The sequence below is a fragment of the Nocardia arseniciresistens genome, from assembly GCF_046764875.1.
GTDB classification, from domain to species: Bacteria; Actinomycetota; Actinomycetes; order Mycobacteriales; family Mycobacteriaceae; genus Nocardia; species Nocardia arseniciresistens.
This window is the reverse complement of the sequence record NZ_JBKORD010000003.1, coordinates 417,039-436,497: the sequence shown is the minus strand read 5'-3', so window position 1 is coordinate 436,497 and position 19,459 is coordinate 417,039. Positions and strand designations below refer to the sequence as shown.

Genomic DNA, 19,459 nt, shown 5'->3' with positions numbered 1-19,459 from the left:
GGCCCCATCATGCGAGGAAAGATCCCACTGCGCGTCCGGATCCTGGACGCACTCACGACCCAGCCCGACTGGGATTCGATCACCCCGGACCAGGTCATCGCAGTACGCGAAGCACAGAACCGCAAGCGCCGGTCCGCGCTCGGCGGACTCGTCACCGGATCGGCCGATCGTGGCGCACGAATCACCTCACACGCACTCGATCTCCCGGGGCGTCAGCTGAACGTCCGCGTGTACCGGCCCGAGCGGGGAGGTTCGGCGCTGCCACTGATCGTCGCGTTCCACGGCGGCGGATTCATCGGCGGAGCCGCGGACCAGGACGACTGGCTCCTCAGTCACCTGGCGGCCAACTGCCCGGCCGTGGTCGCCTCGGTCGACTATCGGCTGGCACCTGAGCACCCCATACCCGCACCCGTCGAGGACGCCTATGCCGCCGTATCGCGCCTGATCGAGCTGGCCGCGGAGTGGGGAGCCGATTCCACTCGGATCGCCATGCTCGGTTCCAGCGCGGGAGCTTCGCTCGCGGCTCTCACCGCGATCAGGGCGGACGAACTCGGATTGTCGGTGCGCGCCCAGGTGCTGATCAATCCGCAGCTCGACTGGACCGACCACGCCTTCCAGTACCCCTCGTTCACCGAGAACGCGGACAGCCCAACCGCAACACCGGCCAATTGCCGCGCCGTGCGACGCATCGCGGTGCCTGCATCGTTCGACCCCCGTGTGATTTCACCGTTGCAGACCGACAACCTCGCGGGACTCGCCCCTGCCCTCATCCAATCCGCGGGTCTGGATCCACTGGAAGACCAGGCTCCGGCCTACGCCGACCGCCTGCGACAGGCGGGAGTCGAAGCGACGCTGACCCGCTACCCCGAAGCCGTGCATGCCTTCCTGAGCATGCCGGGCCTGGTCCCCGCGGCCCGTCCCGCACGCGCCGAGATCCTCGCCTACCTGCGCGACCACCTGCGTGCGACCGGGCCGCAGTCTCACGGTTCTTCGCGCAGCTCCACCACCGTGCCGGGGTGCGCGAGCGATGCCACCTTGATCGGGCCGCCCTTGGCTTGATCGATGAGCTGGCCCTGCCAGGCCACCAAGCAGGAGGCGATCTCGCTGTTGTAGGCGCGAGTGAGGATCGGGGCGATCGCCTTCGCGAAGTCGCCCTCCGCGCTGATCAGCTGATCCCGGTACGGTCCGTAGTACGGCAGAATTGCGTGCAGCACAACGGCTTCGACGCCCTGAACCTGCGAGATGAACGGATCGAGCAGCGGCTGATATTGCGTAATGATCGGGGCGATCTCGGCGAGGACCGGGCCTGCCAGTTGCAGAATCGGTTGATAGACAGAGCCGAGCGCGAAAGCTTCTGAGGAAAATGGACCGGCGAGCGGTGCCAGTCCGATGAGGGAGGCCAGACCGCCTTGCTGCTTCGGGGCGGGCCAGCCGAGTGGGCACGCGGGCTGGGTTGCCGCGGGTACGGCGGCGAACGGGTCGGCGGCGCCGGGTGCACCGGCGCCCAGCGGGATCGAGCCGTTCGGAGCTGATGCACCAGGGGACGCGGAGGCGTCAGTGCCCAGCAAGGTCGATCGGCCGGGCGATGCCACGCCCGTTCCAGGCACTGCCCCACCCGCGCCAGATGCCGCCGCTCCCTGCGCCGCGGAGGCGTCCGGGTTGATCGCCGAGGATGCGGGGATACCGGTACCGCCCAGCGGCACTGATACGGCAGGGCCCGCACCGCCCGATGCCGGTGGCACGGTAGGAGCTGTCTGCGGTGCGCCACCGGACACCGGAGCCCGGACAACCGCCGGTGCTTGGTCTGCCGAGGCCTGACCTGGCTCGATCGACTGCGCGGCGGCGTGCTCCTGCGTAATCACCGCGGTGGCAACCTCGTCGTCCTGTTCGACGGTCAGCACAGTGACCGCGACGGCACTGCTGATCACGGTCAACGCGGCCACCGCGCGGATGACACCGGCGAGGACCGGTCTGGTCGTCGTGCGGGAATTCATCGGGCCGTACTCCTTACTCATGTGGAATTCGTCGTTACGGCAGGCGGTATCGGCGCGACAAGCGACGTCCGCGCGCCAGGCGACGTCGCTGCCACCGGCGGTCATCGAGCGGCGGGCGGCGACGGTGCCGCGGGTGGTATCGGCGCAGGCGGTGTCGGAGCCGAAGGTGGTATCGGCGCAGGCGGTGCGGGTGCGGCCGGGCGATTCGAGGCCGCCGCGTCAGGTTCGAAGACACCCTCCAGATGCCATACACCGGTAAAGCTGTTGAATGGCCCGCCGACGATCAGGCTGGTCCACTGCAACGTGAACTCGTGGGTGCCCGGGTCATAGCTTCCTGTCGCGGAAGGTCCCTGCGCGGCATCGGATTTCGGCCGGTCGAACCACTGCTCGGCAACCCAGTCCCAGACCTGCTGGACCTGCTCCGCACCTGCGACCTGCGTGCCCTGCTTCTCCGGCGGCTTCGGCGCCCCCTGGTTGAACTCCTGGTCATTCCACGATGCCGCCCAGGAGGACAGGTCCGCAGTCAACTTGTCGCCGTCGCGCACCACAGTCGGCGGTGGTACTTGCCGCTGCGTCTGCGGATCGACCGGATTGGTGGAGATACCGAACTCCACGGCGAAGAATCTGGTCGGCTCGGTAATCGACGCAGACAGCGAATTTCCCTGTGCGAACCCCGGCTTCGGCTCACTCTGATACCCACCGATGCGCAGACCGCCCGCGGTGCCAGGCTCGAGCAAGGTAGTCGACCCACCCTGCGCAGGCGAATCGCCATTGGGCATATATGGCCCCTTCTCCGGCGTGCCACCAGGCTGGACCATACGAAACCACGTGCCGCTCACCGCGTCCCCCACGACCGCACCCGGCGCGAGCCGCAGCAGTCCGACCAGCGGCTCCGGTCCGCTGGACGCAGGCGCACCGCCGTCATCCGTCGAGCATCCGGGCAGCACCATCGCAAGCAGCGCAAGCACGGCCACCGCGATTATCTTGCGCGCCTTCATCTCCGGACACCTCCCGCTCGACTTCCAGGCACACTGGATCCGAACCGCGACTGCGCAGCCAGGAAGGTTCCAACACTCACCGCGCATCACCTCTCAACCTGGAAGGCTGCCTCGGCCAACCGGATCCAACTGCGGCCGTAACCACGGCATCTCGCATCGATGCGGCGACGATCGGCGATTCCACGGTGAGGCAGGTGCCTGCACTCATCTCGCACCAGCGCTCGATCCTGTCGAGGAATACGGTGAACCAACTCGTATCGGGCCGATCCGAGTCGGTGGAGTTCCAATGCTGTGCGGTCATTTCGACGCACCTTCCTGACTGTTCGAATCCGTCTGCGTGTTCGCTCGGCCAGGTTCGCGCCGTGTTGGTGCGCGGACTCCAGCTACGGCCACGGCGAGGACCGCGATGCCCGGCAAAAGGAAGAACCAACCCATACCGCGAAAGGCGGTGAATCCGAGTGGGTTCGTCGAATTGTTCAGTGCGACTACGGCATCGAAGTTAGTGACGTTGTCGTTCATGGCGCCGATGAGGGCGGCGAAGCGTGAAGTCATCGGCTGCCAGCGGGTTTCGAGTGCGGCGATGCCCGGTAGGTCTGCCCCTGGGTGGGCGGCGCGGACTGCGGCGGTGTACTTGCTGTTCAGCTCGCCGTCGGCGGCGACAAGAGTTACAAAGTAGCCCTGGACTTTTCGTACTTCGTCGTGGGTGAGGATCGGCCGGAATCCGTCGATGAGCGGTTGCGCCGCCGGTGCGGCCGGGAACACTCCGCCGAGGACAGGGACGGTGATCAGCGCGAATCCGGCGAGCGCTGCGGTCGAGCGCCACACCGGAGCCCTATTGCCTGACCGGGCCCGCCGGAAACCGAGCACTCCTGCGCCGATCAGCACCAGGCCGGGCAACGCGAGCAACCATGGCAACGTGCCGAACGGCGGTATCGCGGAGAGTTTTTCGTAGTTGTCCCGGTTGGTGTCGATCGCATCGATCATCTCGGACATGTCCGATCGAATGCTGGGGTAGTCGCGGACGAATTGCTCGATGCGCTCGGAGCGCGCCGGTTCTTGACCCGCCGACTGGAGCGCGAGCACGTTGGTTCTCGCGTCGTCGAGCACCTGGAGATCGGTGCGGTAGTCAGCGATGCTCGAGGACCTCACGTAGGGCGCGAATGCGCCGATCATCGCCTCCCCCTTGACCGCCCTCGGGAACATGCCCGTCCCGATCGGCGCGATGACCAGCAGCGCGCCGATCACGATGAGCACGACAAACGGCCACCGCGACGCCGGAGCAGGCGGCGGTGGCTCGCGATACGAGACGTAGTCCGCATAGGCGGGCAGTCCGGAGGTCCGCGACACCGTCATGTTCGTTTCCAGCCTGCGATGCGTTCGGCATTGAAGAACACACCCGTGGCCGCCACGGCAAGCACGAGCAGCCCCGGCACCAGCCACGGCGGAGTGCGTTGTCCGAGTCGAACTTCGATCGTCTCGGTGGCGAGGACGGGATCGGGGGCGGCCGAACCATTCGGTGGCACCGCACCAGCACCCGGCCGCGCTGCATCACCGTCCGAAGCGACGGACGGCGAACCCGGTGCCGGAATGCCCGGTCCCGAAGCAGCCGACCCAGAAGCACCCGGTGCCGAACCCACGGCGCCCGAAACGTCCGGCCCCGAACCAACAGCACCCGAACCTGGCGCGACAGCACCCGGCACGGGCACCTGCGCCGCTGCCGGTGCGACTTGTGGAACCGCACCACGGTACCGACCCGCCAAGTGCCACAGCCCGGTGAAGTTGTTGAACGGCCCGCCGACGATCTGGCTGGTCCATTCGATGACGAAATTCCCGGCACCGTCGATGCTGCCGCTGATCGGGCTGGTCTTGCCGGGGAGGCCGCCGCCGGGTTTGGGCGAGCCCTGGTTGAATACCTGATTGTTCCAGGTCACGCCCAGGCTGCTCAGGTCTCCGGATAGCGTCCCGCCGTCGGTGAACAGCTGCGGAACACCGGTGCCGCCGCCGGTCTGCGGGTCGGAGGGATTGGTCGCGGTCGCGAAGTCGACGCCATAGAAACGGACGGGGGTGGTCACCCGCCCGGACTGCGCGTTGCCCGCGCCGTCGAATGCCGCCGCGGGCTGCGGCTGATAGCTGCCGCTGACAAGGCCGCCGTCGCTACCCGCGGAGAGCGGGGTGACAGTCTGATCGCTGCACCGTGAGTCGCTGTTCTGTAGGTAGGGGCCGCCCGCGTCACCGGTCGGCAGGATCATCCGAAAGAAGCTGCCCGATACCGAGCCGTTCGCGCAGACACCGGGAGCGAGCGCGAACAGGCCGTTGAGCGGTGCCGGATCCGCGTGCGCGAACGGTGCCGCGACCGCCGAAAGGCCGAGGGCGGCGAGCGCGGCGGTGAGCCGATATGTTGTCCGTCCCATGGGTTTCGTCCTTCGAATTCGATGCGGGAAAGGCCCGGTTTCTCCGGCGCAGCTCCCCCCATCGGAACTCGAGCGGGACCGAATGTCGCCGATTGCGGTCACGGTGAACCGAACCTCTGAGGAAAACGTCCCGCCGACGCTCATCGGCCCCCCTTGCACACATCGTCGACCTCCCGACGGATCGGCCTCTGCCGCAGCACTTCCGGTCTCGGCCCGGCTCAGTACCCGCACGACCGACACACACGGCGCTACGCGGAGTTTGTCTGGCACTGTGACCGCCATCACCGTAGGATTAGTTTGACGTCCTAGTATCGGGCGCCAAAAGAACCCGACGGAGGACCACCGTGGCCGAGAGCACCGCGCTTCACACGCCGACCAACCCCGTCCGATTCGTGACGTCCGCCGCCCTGTTCGACGGGCACGACGCGGCGATCAACATCATGCGGCGCATCCTGCAATCGCAGGGCGCCGAGGTGATTCATCTCGGCCACAACCGGGCGGTACACGAGGTCGTCGCCGCGGTGGTCGAGGAAGACGTGCAGGGTGTCGCGGTCAGCTCCTACCAGGGCGGGCACATCGAGTACTTCGAGTATCTGGCCGCCGCGCTACGCGAGGCCGGGGCCGGGCATGTGCGGATCTACGGCGGTGGCGGCGGCGTGATCGTCGCCGAGGAGATCGCCCGCCTGGCCGAATCCGGCGTCACGATCTTCTCGCCGGAGGACGGACAGCGACTCGGTCTGCCGGGCATGATCAACGAACTGATCCGCACGTGCGATGTCGATCTGTCGACCGATCCGCGGTCGATCGATGCGGTGCTCGCGGGCGAACGAACAGCGCTGGCCAGGGTCATCACCTGTCTGCAACAGGACACCCTCTCCCCCGTCGACCGTGAAACTCTGACCGCGGCGGCGGCCGCGCGGTCGGTGCCGGTACTGGGTATCACCGGCACCGGCGGCTCCGGAAAGTCGTCTCTCACCGATGAATTGGTGCGTCGACTGCGCTCGGATCAGCAGGACAAGGTCCGCGTCGCGATCCTCGCCGTCGATCCGACCCGACGCCGCGGCGGTGGCGCACTGCTGGGTGACCGCATCCGAATGAACGCCCTGGACGGCGACCACATCTTCTTCCGGTCACTGGCCACGCGCGGCAATCACGAACTGCCGCAGAACATCGACGTCATCATCGCGGCCTGCCGAGCCGCCGGATACGACCTGGTGATTCTGGAAACACCGGGCATCGGTCAGGGCGACGCGGCGATGGTCGACCACGTGGACGTGTCGATGTATGTGATGACACCGGAATTCGGTGCGGCCTCCCAACTCGAGAAGATCGACATGCTGGATTTCGCGGATGTGGTAGCGGTCAACAAGTTCGAGCGCCGCGGCGGCGCCGACGCGCTGCGCGATGTATCGCGCCAGCTGCTGCGCAATCGCGAGGCGTTCGGATCGAGTCCGGAGGATATGCCGGTATTCGGCACCAGCGCGGCGACTTTCAACGACGATGGCGTGACCGCGCTGTACCAGCATCTGATGGGACAACTCGGCGAGCACGGCCTGCGGCTGGAACCCGGCGCGCTACCCAAGGTCCAGACCCGGGCTTCCACCCGATTTGCCCAGATCATCCCGCCCGCCCGGGTGCGCTACCTCGCCGAGATCGCCGAGACGGTGCGCACCTACCATGCCGACACCGCGCAGCAGATGGCTGCGGCGCAGCGAGTTCAGCGCGTCGAGCAGGTACTCGCGGAACTCCCCGACAACATGCCGGTGGCCGAATTGCTCGATCGCGCGCGCTCGGAACTGAGTACCGAGAACGCGGCACTGCTCGCCGACTGGCCCGCGACCGCCGAGAGCTATCGGGGCGCGGAGCAGGTGGTGCGGGTGCGTGATCGCGAGATCCATACTCCGCTACGCCGGGAATCACTGTCGGGCAGCAGCATTGCGCGGGTAGCACTGCCGCGCTACACCGATCACGGTGAGCTGCTGCGCTTCCTGCGATCGGAGAACCTGCCCGGCCGCTTCCCGTTCACCGCGGGTGTGTTCGCATTCAAACGCGACAACGAGGATCCGGCCCGGATGTTCGCGGGCGAGGGCGATCCGTTCCGCACCAACCAGCGGTTCAAGGTACTTTCCGAACATGCCGAGGCGACAAGGCTTTCCACCGCATTCGACTCGGTGACTCTCTACGGTCGCGATCCCGACGAACGCCCCGACGTCTACGGCAAGGTCGGCACCTCTGGGGTGTCGATTGCCTCTGTCGACGATATGCGGGCCCTGTACGACGGATTCGATCTCACCGCACCGACCACCTCGGTGTCGATGACCATCAACGGACCCGCACCGACCATCCTCGCCTTCTTCCTCAATACCGCGATCGACCAAGCACTGGAACGGTTCTCGACCACCGAGGGCCGCCGACCCAGCGCGGCCGAGGCCGCCGACATCCGGGCCGAGACGCTCGCCACGGTGCGCGGCACGGTGCAGGCCGACATCCTCAAAGAAGACCAGGGCCAGAACACCTGCATCTTCTCCACCGAATTCAGCCTGCGCATGATGGCCGATATTCAGGAGTGGTTCGTGCGCAACGAAGTTCGCAACTTCTACTCGGTCTCGATCTCCGGCTATCACATCGCCGAGGCGGGCGCGAACCCCATCAGCCAGCTGGCCTTCACCCTCGCCAACGGTTTCACCTATGTGGAGTCCTATCTCGCGCGCGGCATGCGGATCGACGAGTTCGCGCCGAACCTGTCGTTCTTCTTCTCCAATGGCATGGACCCGGAGTATTCGGTGATCGGCCGTGTCGCACGGCGCATTTGGGCTGTGGCCATGCGCGACAAGTACGGCGCCGACGACCGCTCGCAAAGGCTGAAGTACCACATTCAGACCTCCGGCCGGTCACTGCACGCGCAGGAGATGAACTTCAACGACATCCGCACCACGCTGCAGGCTCTCATCGCCATCTACGACAACTGCAACAGCCTGCACACCAACGCCTACGACGAGGCGGTCACCACCCCCACCGAGGAATCGGTGCGTCGCGCGCTGGCGATCCAGTTGATCATCAACCGCGAGTGGGGCCTCGCGATGAATGAAAACCCACTCCAGGGCAGCTTCATCATCGACGAGCTCACCGAACTGGTCGAAGAGGCGGTGCTGACGGAGTTCGAGCGGATCAGCGAGCGCGGCGGTGTGCTCGGCGCCATGGAGACCGGCTACCAGCGCGGCCGTATCCAGGACGAATCCATGCTCTACGAGCGCCGCAAGCACGACGGCTCGCTCCCGATCGTCGGTGTCAACACCTTCCGCAACCCGAACGGCGAACCGCACCGTGAACTCGTACTGGCCCGCGGTACCGAGACGGAAAAGAAGTCCCAGCTCGACCGCGTCCGCGAATTCCAGCACCGCCATCGCGACGAGGCCCACGACGCCCTTGCCCGCCTGGACGCCGTGGCCCGCACCGACGGCAACATCTTCGATGTCCTGATGGACGCGGCCAGGGTCTGCACGCTGCAACAGATCACCGACACCTTCTTCACCGTCGGCGGTCAGTACCGCCGCAACGTCTGAACCCGCACACAGTTTCCTTGCGGCCTAAGGCAGCTGAGCGGCAACGGCTACACGGAAGTCTTGGACGCGCGCGCCAGCAGTACCGCACCGACGATGAGAACTATTGCGCCGACGGCCAATACCGCGCCCGCCGCGCCGACGGCGCCGTCGGTCAGCTGCCATACCGCTTCCGCGGCGGACAGTGCGACGGCCGCACCGCCACCGATGACGAGCACTGCCGAGCGCTGCGCCGCATACAACGCGAAGCACGCGATGGCCACCATGGCGGTGAGCAGGTAGGCCGAGGTCAGATCAGTGTCTCCGGTGAGCTGAGCGCCGACCACCGAGATCAGGATCGCGATCGAGTAGCCGGCCCAGAGCTCCACGAATACGCCGATTCGGGTGAGCGCGAACCACAGTGCGCCAAGGACGAGTAGTCCAACACCGATCCACGGCTCGTCGACGTCGAACAGCACATCGAGCACGGCCGGTACCGCGCAGGCACTGAGAACAGCGCAGGTGACCAAGCCGGGCAGAGACCGGATCGCGAAGTAACCCACACCCGCCGCTACGGTGGCGACCACGGTCGCAACGGCCCACGCGGTGTCCTCGTTACCGTCACCGATTGCGGTGCCCACCGTCACGAGCAGCGACACCGCGGCCAAGGCGAACAGCACTGTCGCGAGCCGAAGACGGGCGGTGGGTCCGTCGACAGCGCCGTGGAACAACACGGAAACACCACCGGCTACCGCGATTCCACCGAAGACAAGCCCGATCGTCACCGCCGCGAAGAGGGTGGCCCGCACGATAGCCGCCAGGTCATCCCACGAGGTGGCGAGCACGAGCCCGCCGCCGCCCAAGAGCAGGCCGGCACCGATATACGCGGCGATCTCGGCGATCAGCTTGCCCGGCGGTGGCCGATTCCTGGCGTCCTCGGCAGCTAGCGCCGCCGCGACCGCGTCGAGCTGGGCCGCGGTCAACACCCCCTCGCCTACCAGCCGCTGTAAGGCCGCTGACGTCCTATGTCCTCCCTGCACCTGATCATTATCACCGCGCACGACAGGCAACCTCCGCGTTCGACGCGATCGCGTGACACCCGCAATTCGACGCCGACCCCGAGACCCGCTGGTCCGCGCAGCCGATTCCTCCCCGGGCTCGGCGGTGACGTGTGACAATCGCCGGAGCGGACGGTCGGCGTTGACGGGACGGGCACCATGGACCTCACGGGCATTCGCATCATCGATGCGCACATCCACCAGTGGGATCCGCTGGCGACGCCACGTGATTTCAGCGCCATGGCTCGGCTGTTCAAGTACCTGCCGCTGCCGATCGAGATCGCGATTCGGCTCGCGCCGCGGCGCGACCGCGAATTCGTCGGCGACCCAACTTTTTTCGCCCACCCGTACCTTCCGGCGGACTACCACGCGGATGCGGCGACGGTGCCGATCGAGGCAATCGTGCACATCGAGGTCGACTGGTCGGGTAAGGGAGCGCTGGCCGCGGCCGACGAAACCCGCTGGGTCGCCGAACTGCCCTTCGGCGGAGCCAATCCCACACTCGGCGCGATCCTCGGCCACGCGAATCCCGCGGCACCGAATTTCGCCGACCTACTCGACGCACATCGCGCCGCCTCTCCCCTGCTGCGCGGCATCCGCACCATGGTCGCCCACCACCCCGACCGAGATGTGCGGTCGTTCACCGAGAGCGAAAGCGCGCTCACCACCAAGGCATTCCTGGACGGCTTCGCAGCGCTGGCCGAGCGCGGCCTCTGCTTCGAGGCGTGGGTGTATTCGCACGCACTGCCGGATGTCACCGCGTTGGCCGCCCGCTACCCGGAAGTGCCGATCGTGCTGAACCACCTCGGCACTCCCGCAGGCATATTCGGCCCTGTCGGCAAACACACCGGTACAAACCCGAGCCTGCGCCGCGAGCTGTTCATCCGCTGGCGCGACGACCTCACCGCCCTCGCCGCGAACCCGAATGTAGTCGCGAAGGTCAGCGGTTTGATGATGCCCATTCTCGGCCACCCCGTCCCCCGACGCGGCTACCCGACCCCGGTCCCCGTACTGCTGGACCGGATCGCTCCGCTGGTGGAACACGCCCTCGACGCCTTCGGCGCCGACCGCCTACTGTGGGGCTCCAACTTCCCTGTCGACAAACCGATTACGACCATCGCCAACAGCGTGGAGGCTATGACCGCCGCAATCACCGGACACGGCGGCGGCAGGCCCGAACTCGAACAGATCTTCCGAAAAACCGCGCTGCGGGTCTACCGAATCGATTCGGATGGCCGACCGGCCGACTAGACCGTCTTGGGCCGCTGCGCCGCGAGCTGTCCTACCCGCTGACGAGGTCACAGATACTCGGCGACAACCTCGTAGACGGCAGGGTTTGCGCTTGCGACCTTCCTTGCGGCGGCTACCGACGGCAGCACCGCAGGGTTGGCTCCGGCGGCGTCGCAGGCTTCGGCGCTGTCCCAATGAGCGACGTTGACGAGTTGAAATCGGGCGTCGGGCAGTAGTGCCCGGTGCAGGCGTACGTCACGGAAACCGGGCGCTGCCCGCATGATCCGCGCACGTTCGTGCCAATTGTCGACAAATTCTTCGACCTGGTCGGCAGATATTTCGAAGACGTTGATGAAGGTGACTCCGTTGTCGGTCATGCGACCCACGTTTCCTGTTGACCGCGGGTGTTCTCAAGGACGGGTTGCCCACAGATCCGGCCGTCGGCGTTTGATGTGCACGTGGCCGGATCTGTGGGCAAAGTGTCCTTGTGGACATTCCGGCGGCTGCGCAGACTGTGCTCATGGAATCGAACGCTGGCGACGTCGTGGTGGCGATATCGGATGGCGTGATGCTGCTCGATGTCGCCGGGCCCGTCCAGGTCTTGCATTGGGCAGGCCATCACGTACGGTTCGCCTCGCCGGACGGTCGGCCGGTCCGCACCGATGTCGGTGCGCCACTCGGTGTCGAGTGCGCGATCACCGACCTCGCTGGCGGTATCGATACGCTGATCGTGCCGGGGCACGACGCGGTTCCGCCCGCGCTCACGCACTCGGTGCGTGCGGTCGCCGATGGCGTGCGGCGCATCGCGTCGGTGTGCACCGGAGCGTTGGTGTTGGCCGAAGCCGGCCTGCTCGACGGCCACCGGGCGACCACACACTGGTTGGCGTGTGCCGAACTCGCACAACGCTTTCCGCGTATCGAGGTCGATCCGGATGCCATTTACGTGCGGTCAGGGCGGTTCGTGACCTCGGCGGGAGTGACGGCCGGTATCGACATGGCGCTCGCGCTGGTGGAGGAGGACCACGGCCCCGAACTGGCGCGTTCCCTGGCGAAACACCTTGTCGTTTTCCTGCGCCGCCCCGGTGGGCAATCACAGTTCAGCGTGCGCAACAGCGTCGGAACTCCGCGGACGGACCGGCTGCGGCACGCGGTGGATTCGGTCGTGGCAGACCTGGCCGCCGACCACAGCCTGGCCGCGATGGCAACGCGCGCCACGCTCAGCGAACGCCATCTGACCCGACTGTTCCGCAAGGAGATCGGCATGTCGCCCGCCCAATATGTCGAGCAGGTGCGAGTCGAGGCCGCCCAGTCGTTGCTCGAATCGGGCGACGACGGCGTCGCCACTGTCGCGCGGCACTGCGGATTCGGCTCCGAGGAGACGATGCGGCGCACATTCCTCAAGGTGCTCGGCACCACACCGACCGACTATCGCCGTCGATTCCGCACAACATCGCACTGAATTCCACGATCCGCCAAGGAGAAGAGTATGTCGTTGTCACGTCGTGCCGCGCTGGCCGCGGGCCTCGCAGGAACTGCAATGACGGTGTCGGCGAAAACTGCGGCTGCACAACCGGATTCATTGACTGTGCCGTCGACCCCGCTTGCGGCAAAGGCGAATGAACTCATCGCTCGGACAATGGCGGCGCACCTGCGCAATCACAGCGTGCGCGGCTTCCTTTTCGGCAGGGCCATCGCAGCACAGCAAGGTGCCGATTACGACGAGGAGTTGATGTTCCTGATCTGCGCCCTGCACGACATCGGCTTGTCCGACATCGCCAACGGGGACCAGCGATTCGAAATCGACGGAGCGGACTACGCCGCGGTGTTCCTGGAGGAAAACGGCGTCACCGATTCGCGAGTCGATACCGTCTGGGATGCCATCGCCGCGCACACCTCGGGCTTCAGCGACTCCCCGGTCTATCGCCGCCGCCGTCCGGCAGCGGTCTGGATCGCCGTGGAAGGCATCGGACTCGACGTCGGAGGCAGCCCGGCGGACCTGCCGCCTGGCTACGCCGACCGAGTGCACGCGGCCTACCCACGGCTCGGAGGCACCCGCGCGCTCACCAACTCCATCGAAGCCCAAGCACTCGCCAATCCACGCAAGGCATTCACCGCCACGCTGGCAGGGGAGATCGTCCACCAGCGTCATCCCGAACTCCCCTACCTGACGTGGGACTCGATCCTCGACTCGAGCGGCTGGCGGGACTAGGTTGGCGACCCCATGAGCCGTACCGTGGATGGCATCGAGCACCCTGCCGTCGATATTCCGTCGTTCAGCTAGACCGCCCGAGCATCCCGGCTTTTGTCGGTGTCGATCGTTACGATCTGCCGCATGAAAGCAACCGGCACCTTTTCCGTGGCCTCCTTCGTCCCGACCGATGTAGTACCCGACCCGGCCATCACCACCGCACTCCCTGTCGGCGTCGCACACATCACGAAGGAATTCGACGGCGAGATCAAGGGGCGCTCGGCAACCCTGTTCACCGCCGCATTCGACCAAGCCACCGGCGCTGGCACCTACGTGGCGATGGAGTCCTTCGAAGGCTCCCTCAATGGCGCCGAGGGCACCTTCAACTTCGCGCACTCGGCGACCACCATGGGCACCGACCGCGGGGCGGAGTTCTTCATCATCGTTCCGACCAGCGGCACCGGCGGCCTGGCCGGAATCAAGGGTGCCGGTGGACTGACCGTCGACGAGGACGGCACCCACCACCTCTGGTTCGACTACGAACTCGGCTGATCAGCACACGCGGTTGATCCGGTCGGTAAGGACAGCGCGAGCCGTGGCCAGGGAGGGTCCGTACCAGGTAAGGGCGCGGCCCTCGACCAAGACGAAGGGAATGCCGGGGAAGGCGTCGGGACCATCGGTTTCGGTGAAGACGTAGGGCTCGTCGGGGAGGATGGCCAGCTCGACGCCTTCGGTCAGTTCGCCGGCGGTGAGGCGTGGATAGCGGCCGGGGCGGTCCGCGTGCACCAGGTTCAGGCCGAGGCGGCGGGCGAGGTCGCCGGTGAAGGTGTCGCGGCCGACCACCATCCATGGATCGCGCCAGATGGGGATCACGGCGTTGGTGCGCTGCGTGGGCGGCGGCGGCGCCCAGGCCGATTCGGCCGCGCTGAGCCACTGCGGCACTGCGGTGCCGAGGGCAAGGGCGAACAGCCGGGTCAGCGAGGCGATGGCCTCGGGCACCGTCTCGATTCTGGTGACCCACACCGAAATTCCGGCTGCACGCAGGCGTTCGACGTCGATGCGGCGGTTCTCTTCCTGGTTGCAGAGCACCAGGTCGGGAGCCAGTTCGACAATGCGGCGGACATTCGGGTTCTTGGTGCCTCGAACCCGCTCGACGTCAAGATCGGCCGGGTGAGTGCACCAATCAGTAACCGCGACAAGGATTCCCGGACAGGTGACGGCTACGGCCTCGGTCAGCGAAGGTACGAGAGATACCACTCGCCGCACCGGCCCGGCGATGACGACCTCGACACCGAGATCATCCGCGATCGAGGTCACCGAGCGTGAGTCCGCCACCGCACTCACGCCAAGACCCGACGACATAGGACACGCATTTGCGCCGGCGGTATCGCGGGGAGCATGTTGCCCGCACCGAGTACCAGCAGGTAGAGGATCTGCGCGAGCTCTCGCACATCGGTTTCCGCATACCCGGCCTCCGTCAGGAGAGTCCGCAGGAAACCGAGCCGGGCGGCGTCGACGCGCTCCTTGGCGGTGGCCGCGACCGGGTCGTTGAGCGCCCAGGCGCGGACCGCCACCTCGACGCTCACCGGCTCGTGGTCTTCCAAGACCAGATCGATGAGTAACTCGAGCCTGTCGCGCGGACCGAGATCGGTGGCGGCTTCCACCTCGCGGATGTAGCGAGTGGTGTTCAGATCCTCGAAGTGCGCGAGCAGCGCCGTCTTGTAACCGGACATGCCGGAAAAATGGTGGTAGAAGGACCCGGTACTCAGCCCGGTCGCCGCGACCAGCTTGTCGATCGTGAGGCCCGTCGGCCCAGTGGTGCCGAGGATCACCAACCCCGATTCCAGCCATGAACTCTTGCCTGCCACATTCGTCAGCCTATAACATAATTTTTGTTCTGTTCTGTGAGACCGCACGAATCCCGCGTTTACGGAGGTCGCGATGACCGCGATAACGTCCTCGTCCGCACCGATCACCACTACATCAGCTCGATGGGCCACACCCGTCCATATCGCCGGCGCCGCGATGCTCGGCCTGATCGGACTCGCGCATCTGCTGGTGGTCCACGCCTTCGGTGGCGCGGATACGCCCGAGGAGGAGGTGATCAACGACCTTTCCGCGAGGACAACCACTTCCATGTTCGAGGGCGGACGGCAGCTCAGCGCGTTCGGCCTGAACACCGGCTACAGCGTCGCAATGGGGCTGCTTGCCATGCTTTTCGGAGCACTGGTGATCAGCGCGGTCCGCGCCGCCCCGCAGTTGATCGCCCGCTGGTCGCTGTTCAACGGGATCTGTGTCGCCGCGGCGGGCGGCGCGTTCTGGATAGCTCTGCTGTATTTCCCCGAACCGGCAGTTGCGCTATCCGGCCTGGCCACACTGTGTTTCGCTGCGGTATTCGTAGCGGGCAACCGGGTTGAGCAGCACGGTCAGCGACCCAGCTCGTCGTAGAGCACCCGCAGATCGCGCAGCCCTGCGGCGGCGATCTGCTCGTCCTCGGCGGTCATCCGCAACGCTCGCCGCAGCAGCGCTGGTTCCAAATCGTCCATGGCCGAGTGGAATTCGACCTTCGGAAGCTTCGGCAGTTCCGTGCGGTCACCGTAGGGATCATCGGACGCCGTCGGGTTCGGGTCACGTTCGATCCCGGCGATGAGCGTGTCGAGATCGAGCCCGCGCAGCGTCAGGATCTCGCGCGGGCGCTCATCGAGCCGCTCGGCGAGCAGGTAGCAGGTTGCGGCGACGTGTTTGCACGGCCAACCGGGATCCGGGCAGGTACAGGAGAAATCCAGGTCCGCGGCGGTGGTCGGTAGCAGATGCGGGCCGAGACCGGTCGGCAACGCGCCGGAAGCGATCTCGGCGAGCATCCCCGGCGCGGTGCGGATGGTGTCGATGAGCAACGCGAGTTCCTCCTCGCGCAGTGGGCGGACGGTGAATACCGCCGTGAACGGCCGAGGCTGGCTGCCCTGCACTTCCGCGGTCACCGCGCCAGGTTCGATCCGATAGCTCACCACCTGACCGGACCTGGCGTAGGTGCGGCCGCGAGCCAGCCGACCCGGCTCCGACATCGCCTCCACCGCCTCGATCAGCGCCTTGCCCCACCAGGTGTGCCCGAATGCGCCGCGACGGTTGCGCACTTCGGCCCCACCCGACACCGGGCGGCGCTTACCGTACTTGCTGTAATCGGTGTACGGGCTCAATCGCCGACCGCCTCCGCGCCGAGGCTGAACAGATCACGCAGTTCGTCGGTGCTCAGTTCGGTGATCCAGTTCTCCCCCGCCTCGACCGCGAGATCGGCGAGTTGCCGCTTTCCGTTGATCATTTCGTCGATCCGCTCCTCGATGGTGTCCACGCAGATCAACTTGCGCACCTGCACATTGCGCTGCTGACCGATGCGGAACGCGCGGTCGGTGGCCTGGTTCTCCACCGCCGGATTCCACCAGCGGTCCAGGTGCACAACGTGATTGGCTGCGGTCAGATTCAGCCCGGTGCCACCCGCCTTGAGCGACAACAACATCAAAGGCGGGCCATCGGGCTCCTGGAACCGAGTGACCATGGTGTCGCGCCGCTTCTTGGGCACACCGCCGTGCAGGAACGGGACCTCGGTGCCGAATCGCTCGACCAGATAGGGCGCGACGAGCTCGCCGAATTCGCGGAACTGGGTGAACAACAGTGCCCGCTCGCCGTCGCCGAGCACTGCGTCGAGCACGTCCTCCACCAGAGCGAGCTTGCCGGAGCGATGGTTGCCGCGGTGCAGCACACCGGAACCGTCGCCGAGGAAATGCGCGGGATGGTTGCACACCTGCTTGAGCCGGGTCAGCGCACCGAGCACAGCTCCCTTGCGCGCCATGCCCTTCGCGTCCCTCAGCTTCTCGATCATGTCGTCGACCACCGCTTGATACAGCGACGCCTGCTCCACCGTCAGGTTGGCCCGCACCGTCATTTCCAGTTTCTCCGGCAGATCACTGATCACTGTCGGATCGGTTTTCAACCGACGCAGCACGAACGGCTGGGTGATCATGCGCAGGCGGGTAACCGCGTTTTCATCGCGCTCGCGCTCGATGGGGACGGCAAACCGCGCGCGAAAGGACTGCGGTGTGCCGAGCAGCTTCGGATTCGCGTAATCCATGATCGATCGCAGCTCCTCGAGCCGGTTCTCCACCGGAGTTCCGGTGAGCGCCAGCCGGTGCCGCGCCCGCAGCGACCGTGCCGCCCGCGCCTGCCTTGTCGCGGCGTTCTTGATGTGCTGCGCTTCGTCGAGCACGATCCGATCCCAGTTCTGGCGGCCGAGTTCCTCGGCGTCGCGCGCGAGCAATGCGTAGGTCGTGATCACCAGATCCGCGTCCGCGACTGCCGCGTCCAACTCTGCGCCCACCAATCGCCCGACGCCGTGATGCACCCACACTCGCAGATCTGGCGCGAACCGCTCGGTCTCGCGCTGCCAGTTGCCCACCACAGACATCGGGCACACAAGCAGTGTCGGGCCGGGTCGGCCACTACGCCACGCGCCCGCTGTTTCGCGTTCGTGCACCAGCAACGCGAGCACCTGCACGGTCTTGCCGAGGCCCATGTCATCGGCAAGGATCGCGCCGCAACCCAATCGGCTCATGGTGGCCAGCCAGGACAGGCCGCGCTCCTGATAGGGACGCAACTGTGCCTTCAGACCGATCGGTGCGGGCACCGGTTCGGGTTCGCGGGCCTGGTCGAGCAGTTCGGCGGCCCAGCCGGTCGCGGTGATCTCGGTGATCGGCACCTTCGCGACATGGCCCGCGCCGAGCTCTCCGATCAGATCGGCGAGGGTGAGTTCGGTGTCGTCGGTGTGCGCGGCCACGTAGCGGGCCGCGGCGGCGAGCACCTTGTGGTCGGCCTGCACCCACTCGCCGCGCAGCTGCACCAGGTCCGATTTGGAGGTGATCAGCCGTTGCATCTCGGCCTTGGTCAATACGGTGTCGCCGAGCGCGAGTTCCCAACGGTAGGAGACCAGTCCGCGCATACCTACGGTGCTCTCGGCGGCGGGCACGGCACTGTCCACCCGCATGCGCATAGTGGGGGCGGAGATGTTCCAGGCTCGCGGCAGCAGCAGCCGGAAACCCTCCGCTTGCAGTGCGTGCGCACCGTGTGCGACCAGGTCGGCGACCACCTCGGTCGGCAACAACAGGTCCAACGTCCGTGGATCGCTCGGCAGGTCACGCAGCCGCGGATACGCGCGCTGCGCGAGCCCCAGCTTTTCCACCGCGATCCGGATAAGACTCGGATCACCTTGGAGTGCAACGGGATTCGGTGCCTCGCCCTCGGTTTGCAGGCACACCTCCAAGCGCCACAGTGCCACCGACTCGTCCTCGGTGCCGAGTTCGCCGTCGGGTTCGAGCAGCCGCAAAACCAACCCGGGCTCGTCGCCGGTCAGGCTCGCTCGCCAGCGTTGCAATGCCTCGGCCAGCTGGTGACTCCCACCGTCGAGTGCGACATCACCGATGAGCGCGGCCACCAGCGGATGCGTCGACTCGGCGAGATCGAACAGTTCCCTGGCGATGGGGTCGGTGAGTTCGGCGACCATGTCGTCGAGCAGCGCGCCGGGGCGACCCGCGACGCGCAACGCGGCGGGCATTGCCACGGCCAGTTCGGCAAGCCAGGCGCGCTGCCGCTCGCCGCCGACCAGCCGCCAGCGCACCCACCATTGGCCGTCGTCCCTACGCAGCTCCGGCACGATCCGCCCGGCCCGCACCCAACGTTCGATGCCGAGTGCGACATGGGCGAGGAAGCGTAGATCCCCCGAGACAGCCTCGACGGGCAACCGCTGCCGCAAAGCGGTCACCGCGGCCGCGGGCGCCATCGCGTGCGCACGCACCCGCTCGGTCGCCGACGCATCCGGTGCGGTCGCGTCCGGCCCGCCGACCAGCACCTCGGCCCGATGCCGGTATCGCGACGCCGCCAGCACGCTGCCCAATGGATCGGGCAGCGCGACGATCGGCGGGTGCTGCCAGAGCAGCAACCCGGATCCCGGCGACCACAGACCGTGCAGCATCAATCCATCCAAGCAGGTCGGTCCG

The 19,459-nt window shown here is 66.6% G+C and carries 17 protein-coding genes; 7 read left to right on the top strand and 10 right to left on the bottom strand.

What is annotated here, in order from left to right:
* The first annotated feature begins 9 nt into the window (after positions 1-9).
* Positions 10-1,059, top strand: a complete 1,050-nt coding sequence (locus ACLMAJ_RS07560; RefSeq protein WP_412012791.1) for an alpha/beta hydrolase — start codon at positions 10-12, stop codon at positions 1,057-1,059.
* Here ACLMAJ_RS07560 and ACLMAJ_RS07555 read toward each other — a convergent pair.
* The 4 genes from ACLMAJ_RS07555 to ACLMAJ_RS07540 form a co-directional block, all read right to left on the bottom strand.
* Entirely contained in the window at positions 981-1,994 is a 1,014-nt protein-coding gene (locus tag ACLMAJ_RS07555) for a hypothetical protein (protein WP_412012790.1), read from the bottom strand. The two genes, ACLMAJ_RS07560 and ACLMAJ_RS07555, sit on opposite strands and share 79 nt — an antisense overlap.
* Before the next feature lie 101 nt (positions 1,995-2,095).
* Entirely contained in the window at positions 2,096-2,992 is an 897-nt protein-coding gene (locus ACLMAJ_RS07550; protein WP_412012789.1) for a hypothetical protein, read from the bottom strand.
* Positions 2,993-3,289: 297 nt separating this feature from the next.
* Entirely contained in the window at positions 3,290-4,345 is a 1,056-nt protein-coding gene (locus ACLMAJ_RS07545; protein ID WP_412012788.1) for a hypothetical protein, read from the bottom strand.
* Positions 4,342-5,403 (bottom strand): hypothetical protein, encoded by a 1,062-nt coding sequence (locus ACLMAJ_RS07540; protein WP_412012787.1) that lies wholly within the window; start codon positions 5,401-5,403, stop codon positions 4,342-4,344. Before ACLMAJ_RS07540 ends, ACLMAJ_RS07545 begins: the two co-directional genes overlap by 4 nt.
* A 344-nt stretch (positions 5,404-5,747) precedes the next feature.
* Here ACLMAJ_RS07540 and icmF point away from each other — a divergent pair, with 344 nt between their 5' ends.
* The gene (gene icmF, locus ACLMAJ_RS07535) at positions 5,748-8,966 is read left to right on the top strand and encodes a fused isobutyryl-CoA mutase/GTPase IcmF (protein WP_412012786.1); all 3,219 of its coding nucleotides are present in this window, start codon (positions 5,748-5,750) and stop codon (positions 8,964-8,966) included.
* Positions 8,967-9,013: 47 nt separating this feature from the next.
* Here the strand turns inward: icmF and ACLMAJ_RS07530 are convergent, their stop codons facing one another.
* Entirely contained in the window at positions 9,014-9,982 is a 969-nt protein-coding gene (locus ACLMAJ_RS07530) for a hypothetical protein (protein ID WP_412012785.1), read from the bottom strand.
* A gap of 177 nt (positions 9,983-10,159) precedes the next feature.
* Here ACLMAJ_RS07530 and ACLMAJ_RS07525 point away from each other — a divergent pair, with 177 nt between their 5' ends.
* Positions 10,160-11,251 carry an amidohydrolase family protein gene (locus ACLMAJ_RS07525; protein ID WP_412012784.1) on the top strand — a complete coding sequence of 364 codons (1,092 nt, stop codon included), beginning with the start codon at positions 10,160-10,162 and terminating at the stop codon, positions 11,249-11,251.
* Between the two features lie 47 nt (positions 11,252-11,298).
* Here ACLMAJ_RS07525 and ACLMAJ_RS07520 read toward each other — a convergent pair whose 3' ends face one another.
* Positions 11,299-11,607 (bottom strand): antibiotic biosynthesis monooxygenase family protein, encoded by a 309-nt coding sequence (locus tag ACLMAJ_RS07520; protein ID WP_412012783.1) that lies wholly within the window; start codon positions 11,605-11,607, stop codon positions 11,299-11,301.
* Positions 11,608-11,750: 143 nt separating this feature from the next.
* Here ACLMAJ_RS07520 and ACLMAJ_RS07515 point away from each other — a divergent pair, with 143 nt between their 5' ends.
* From ACLMAJ_RS07515 to ACLMAJ_RS07505, 3 genes are all read left to right on the top strand, one after another.
* A complete protein-coding gene (locus ACLMAJ_RS07515) occupies positions 11,751-12,689 on the top strand; it encodes a GlxA family transcriptional regulator (protein ID WP_412012782.1) in 939 nt (312 codons plus the stop codon).
* Between the two features lie 27 nt (positions 12,690-12,716).
* Positions 12,717-13,439, top strand: a complete 723-nt coding sequence (locus ACLMAJ_RS07510; protein WP_412012781.1) for an HD domain-containing protein — start codon at positions 12,717-12,719, stop codon at positions 13,437-13,439.
* A 123-nt stretch (positions 13,440-13,562) separates the two neighbouring features.
* On the top strand, positions 13,563-13,970 hold the full coding sequence (locus tag ACLMAJ_RS07505; RefSeq protein ID WP_412012780.1) for a DUF3224 domain-containing protein: 408 nt from the start codon (positions 13,563-13,565) through the stop codon (positions 13,968-13,970).
* On the opposite strand, the gene ACLMAJ_RS07500 is transcribed toward ACLMAJ_RS07505, so the two are convergent.
* Positions 13,971-14,762: a helical backbone metal receptor gene (locus ACLMAJ_RS07500; RefSeq protein WP_412012779.1), complete on the bottom strand. Its 792-nt coding sequence runs from the start codon at positions 14,760-14,762 to the stop codon at positions 13,971-13,973.
* Positions 14,759-15,286 carry a TetR/AcrR family transcriptional regulator gene (locus ACLMAJ_RS07495; protein WP_412012778.1) on the bottom strand — a complete coding sequence of 176 codons (528 nt, stop codon included), beginning with the start codon at positions 15,284-15,286 and terminating at the stop codon, positions 14,759-14,761. The genes ACLMAJ_RS07500 and ACLMAJ_RS07495 overlap by 4 nt, the downstream gene beginning before the upstream one ends.
* Before the next feature lie 73 nt (positions 15,287-15,359).
* On the opposite strand from ACLMAJ_RS07495, the gene ACLMAJ_RS07490 reads away from it, so the two are divergent.
* Complete coding sequence (locus ACLMAJ_RS07490; protein WP_412012777.1) at positions 15,360-15,866, top strand: LIC_13387 family protein; 507 nt, start codon at positions 15,360-15,362, stop codon at positions 15,864-15,866.
* Here the strand turns inward: ACLMAJ_RS07490 and ACLMAJ_RS07485 are convergent.
* Both ACLMAJ_RS07485 and ACLMAJ_RS07480 read right to left on the bottom strand, forming a co-directional pair.
* On the bottom strand, positions 15,845-16,612 hold the full coding sequence (locus tag ACLMAJ_RS07485) for an SWIM zinc finger family protein (RefSeq protein ID WP_412012776.1): 768 nt from the start codon (positions 16,610-16,612) through the stop codon (positions 15,845-15,847). The genes ACLMAJ_RS07490 and ACLMAJ_RS07485 overlap by 22 nt on opposite strands.
* Positions 16,609-19,434 (bottom strand): DEAD/DEAH box helicase, encoded by a 2,826-nt coding sequence (locus tag ACLMAJ_RS07480; RefSeq protein ID WP_412012775.1) that lies wholly within the window; start codon positions 19,432-19,434, stop codon positions 16,609-16,611. Before ACLMAJ_RS07480 ends, ACLMAJ_RS07485 begins: the two co-directional genes overlap by 4 nt.
* Positions 19,435-19,459 lie beyond the last annotated feature (25 nt).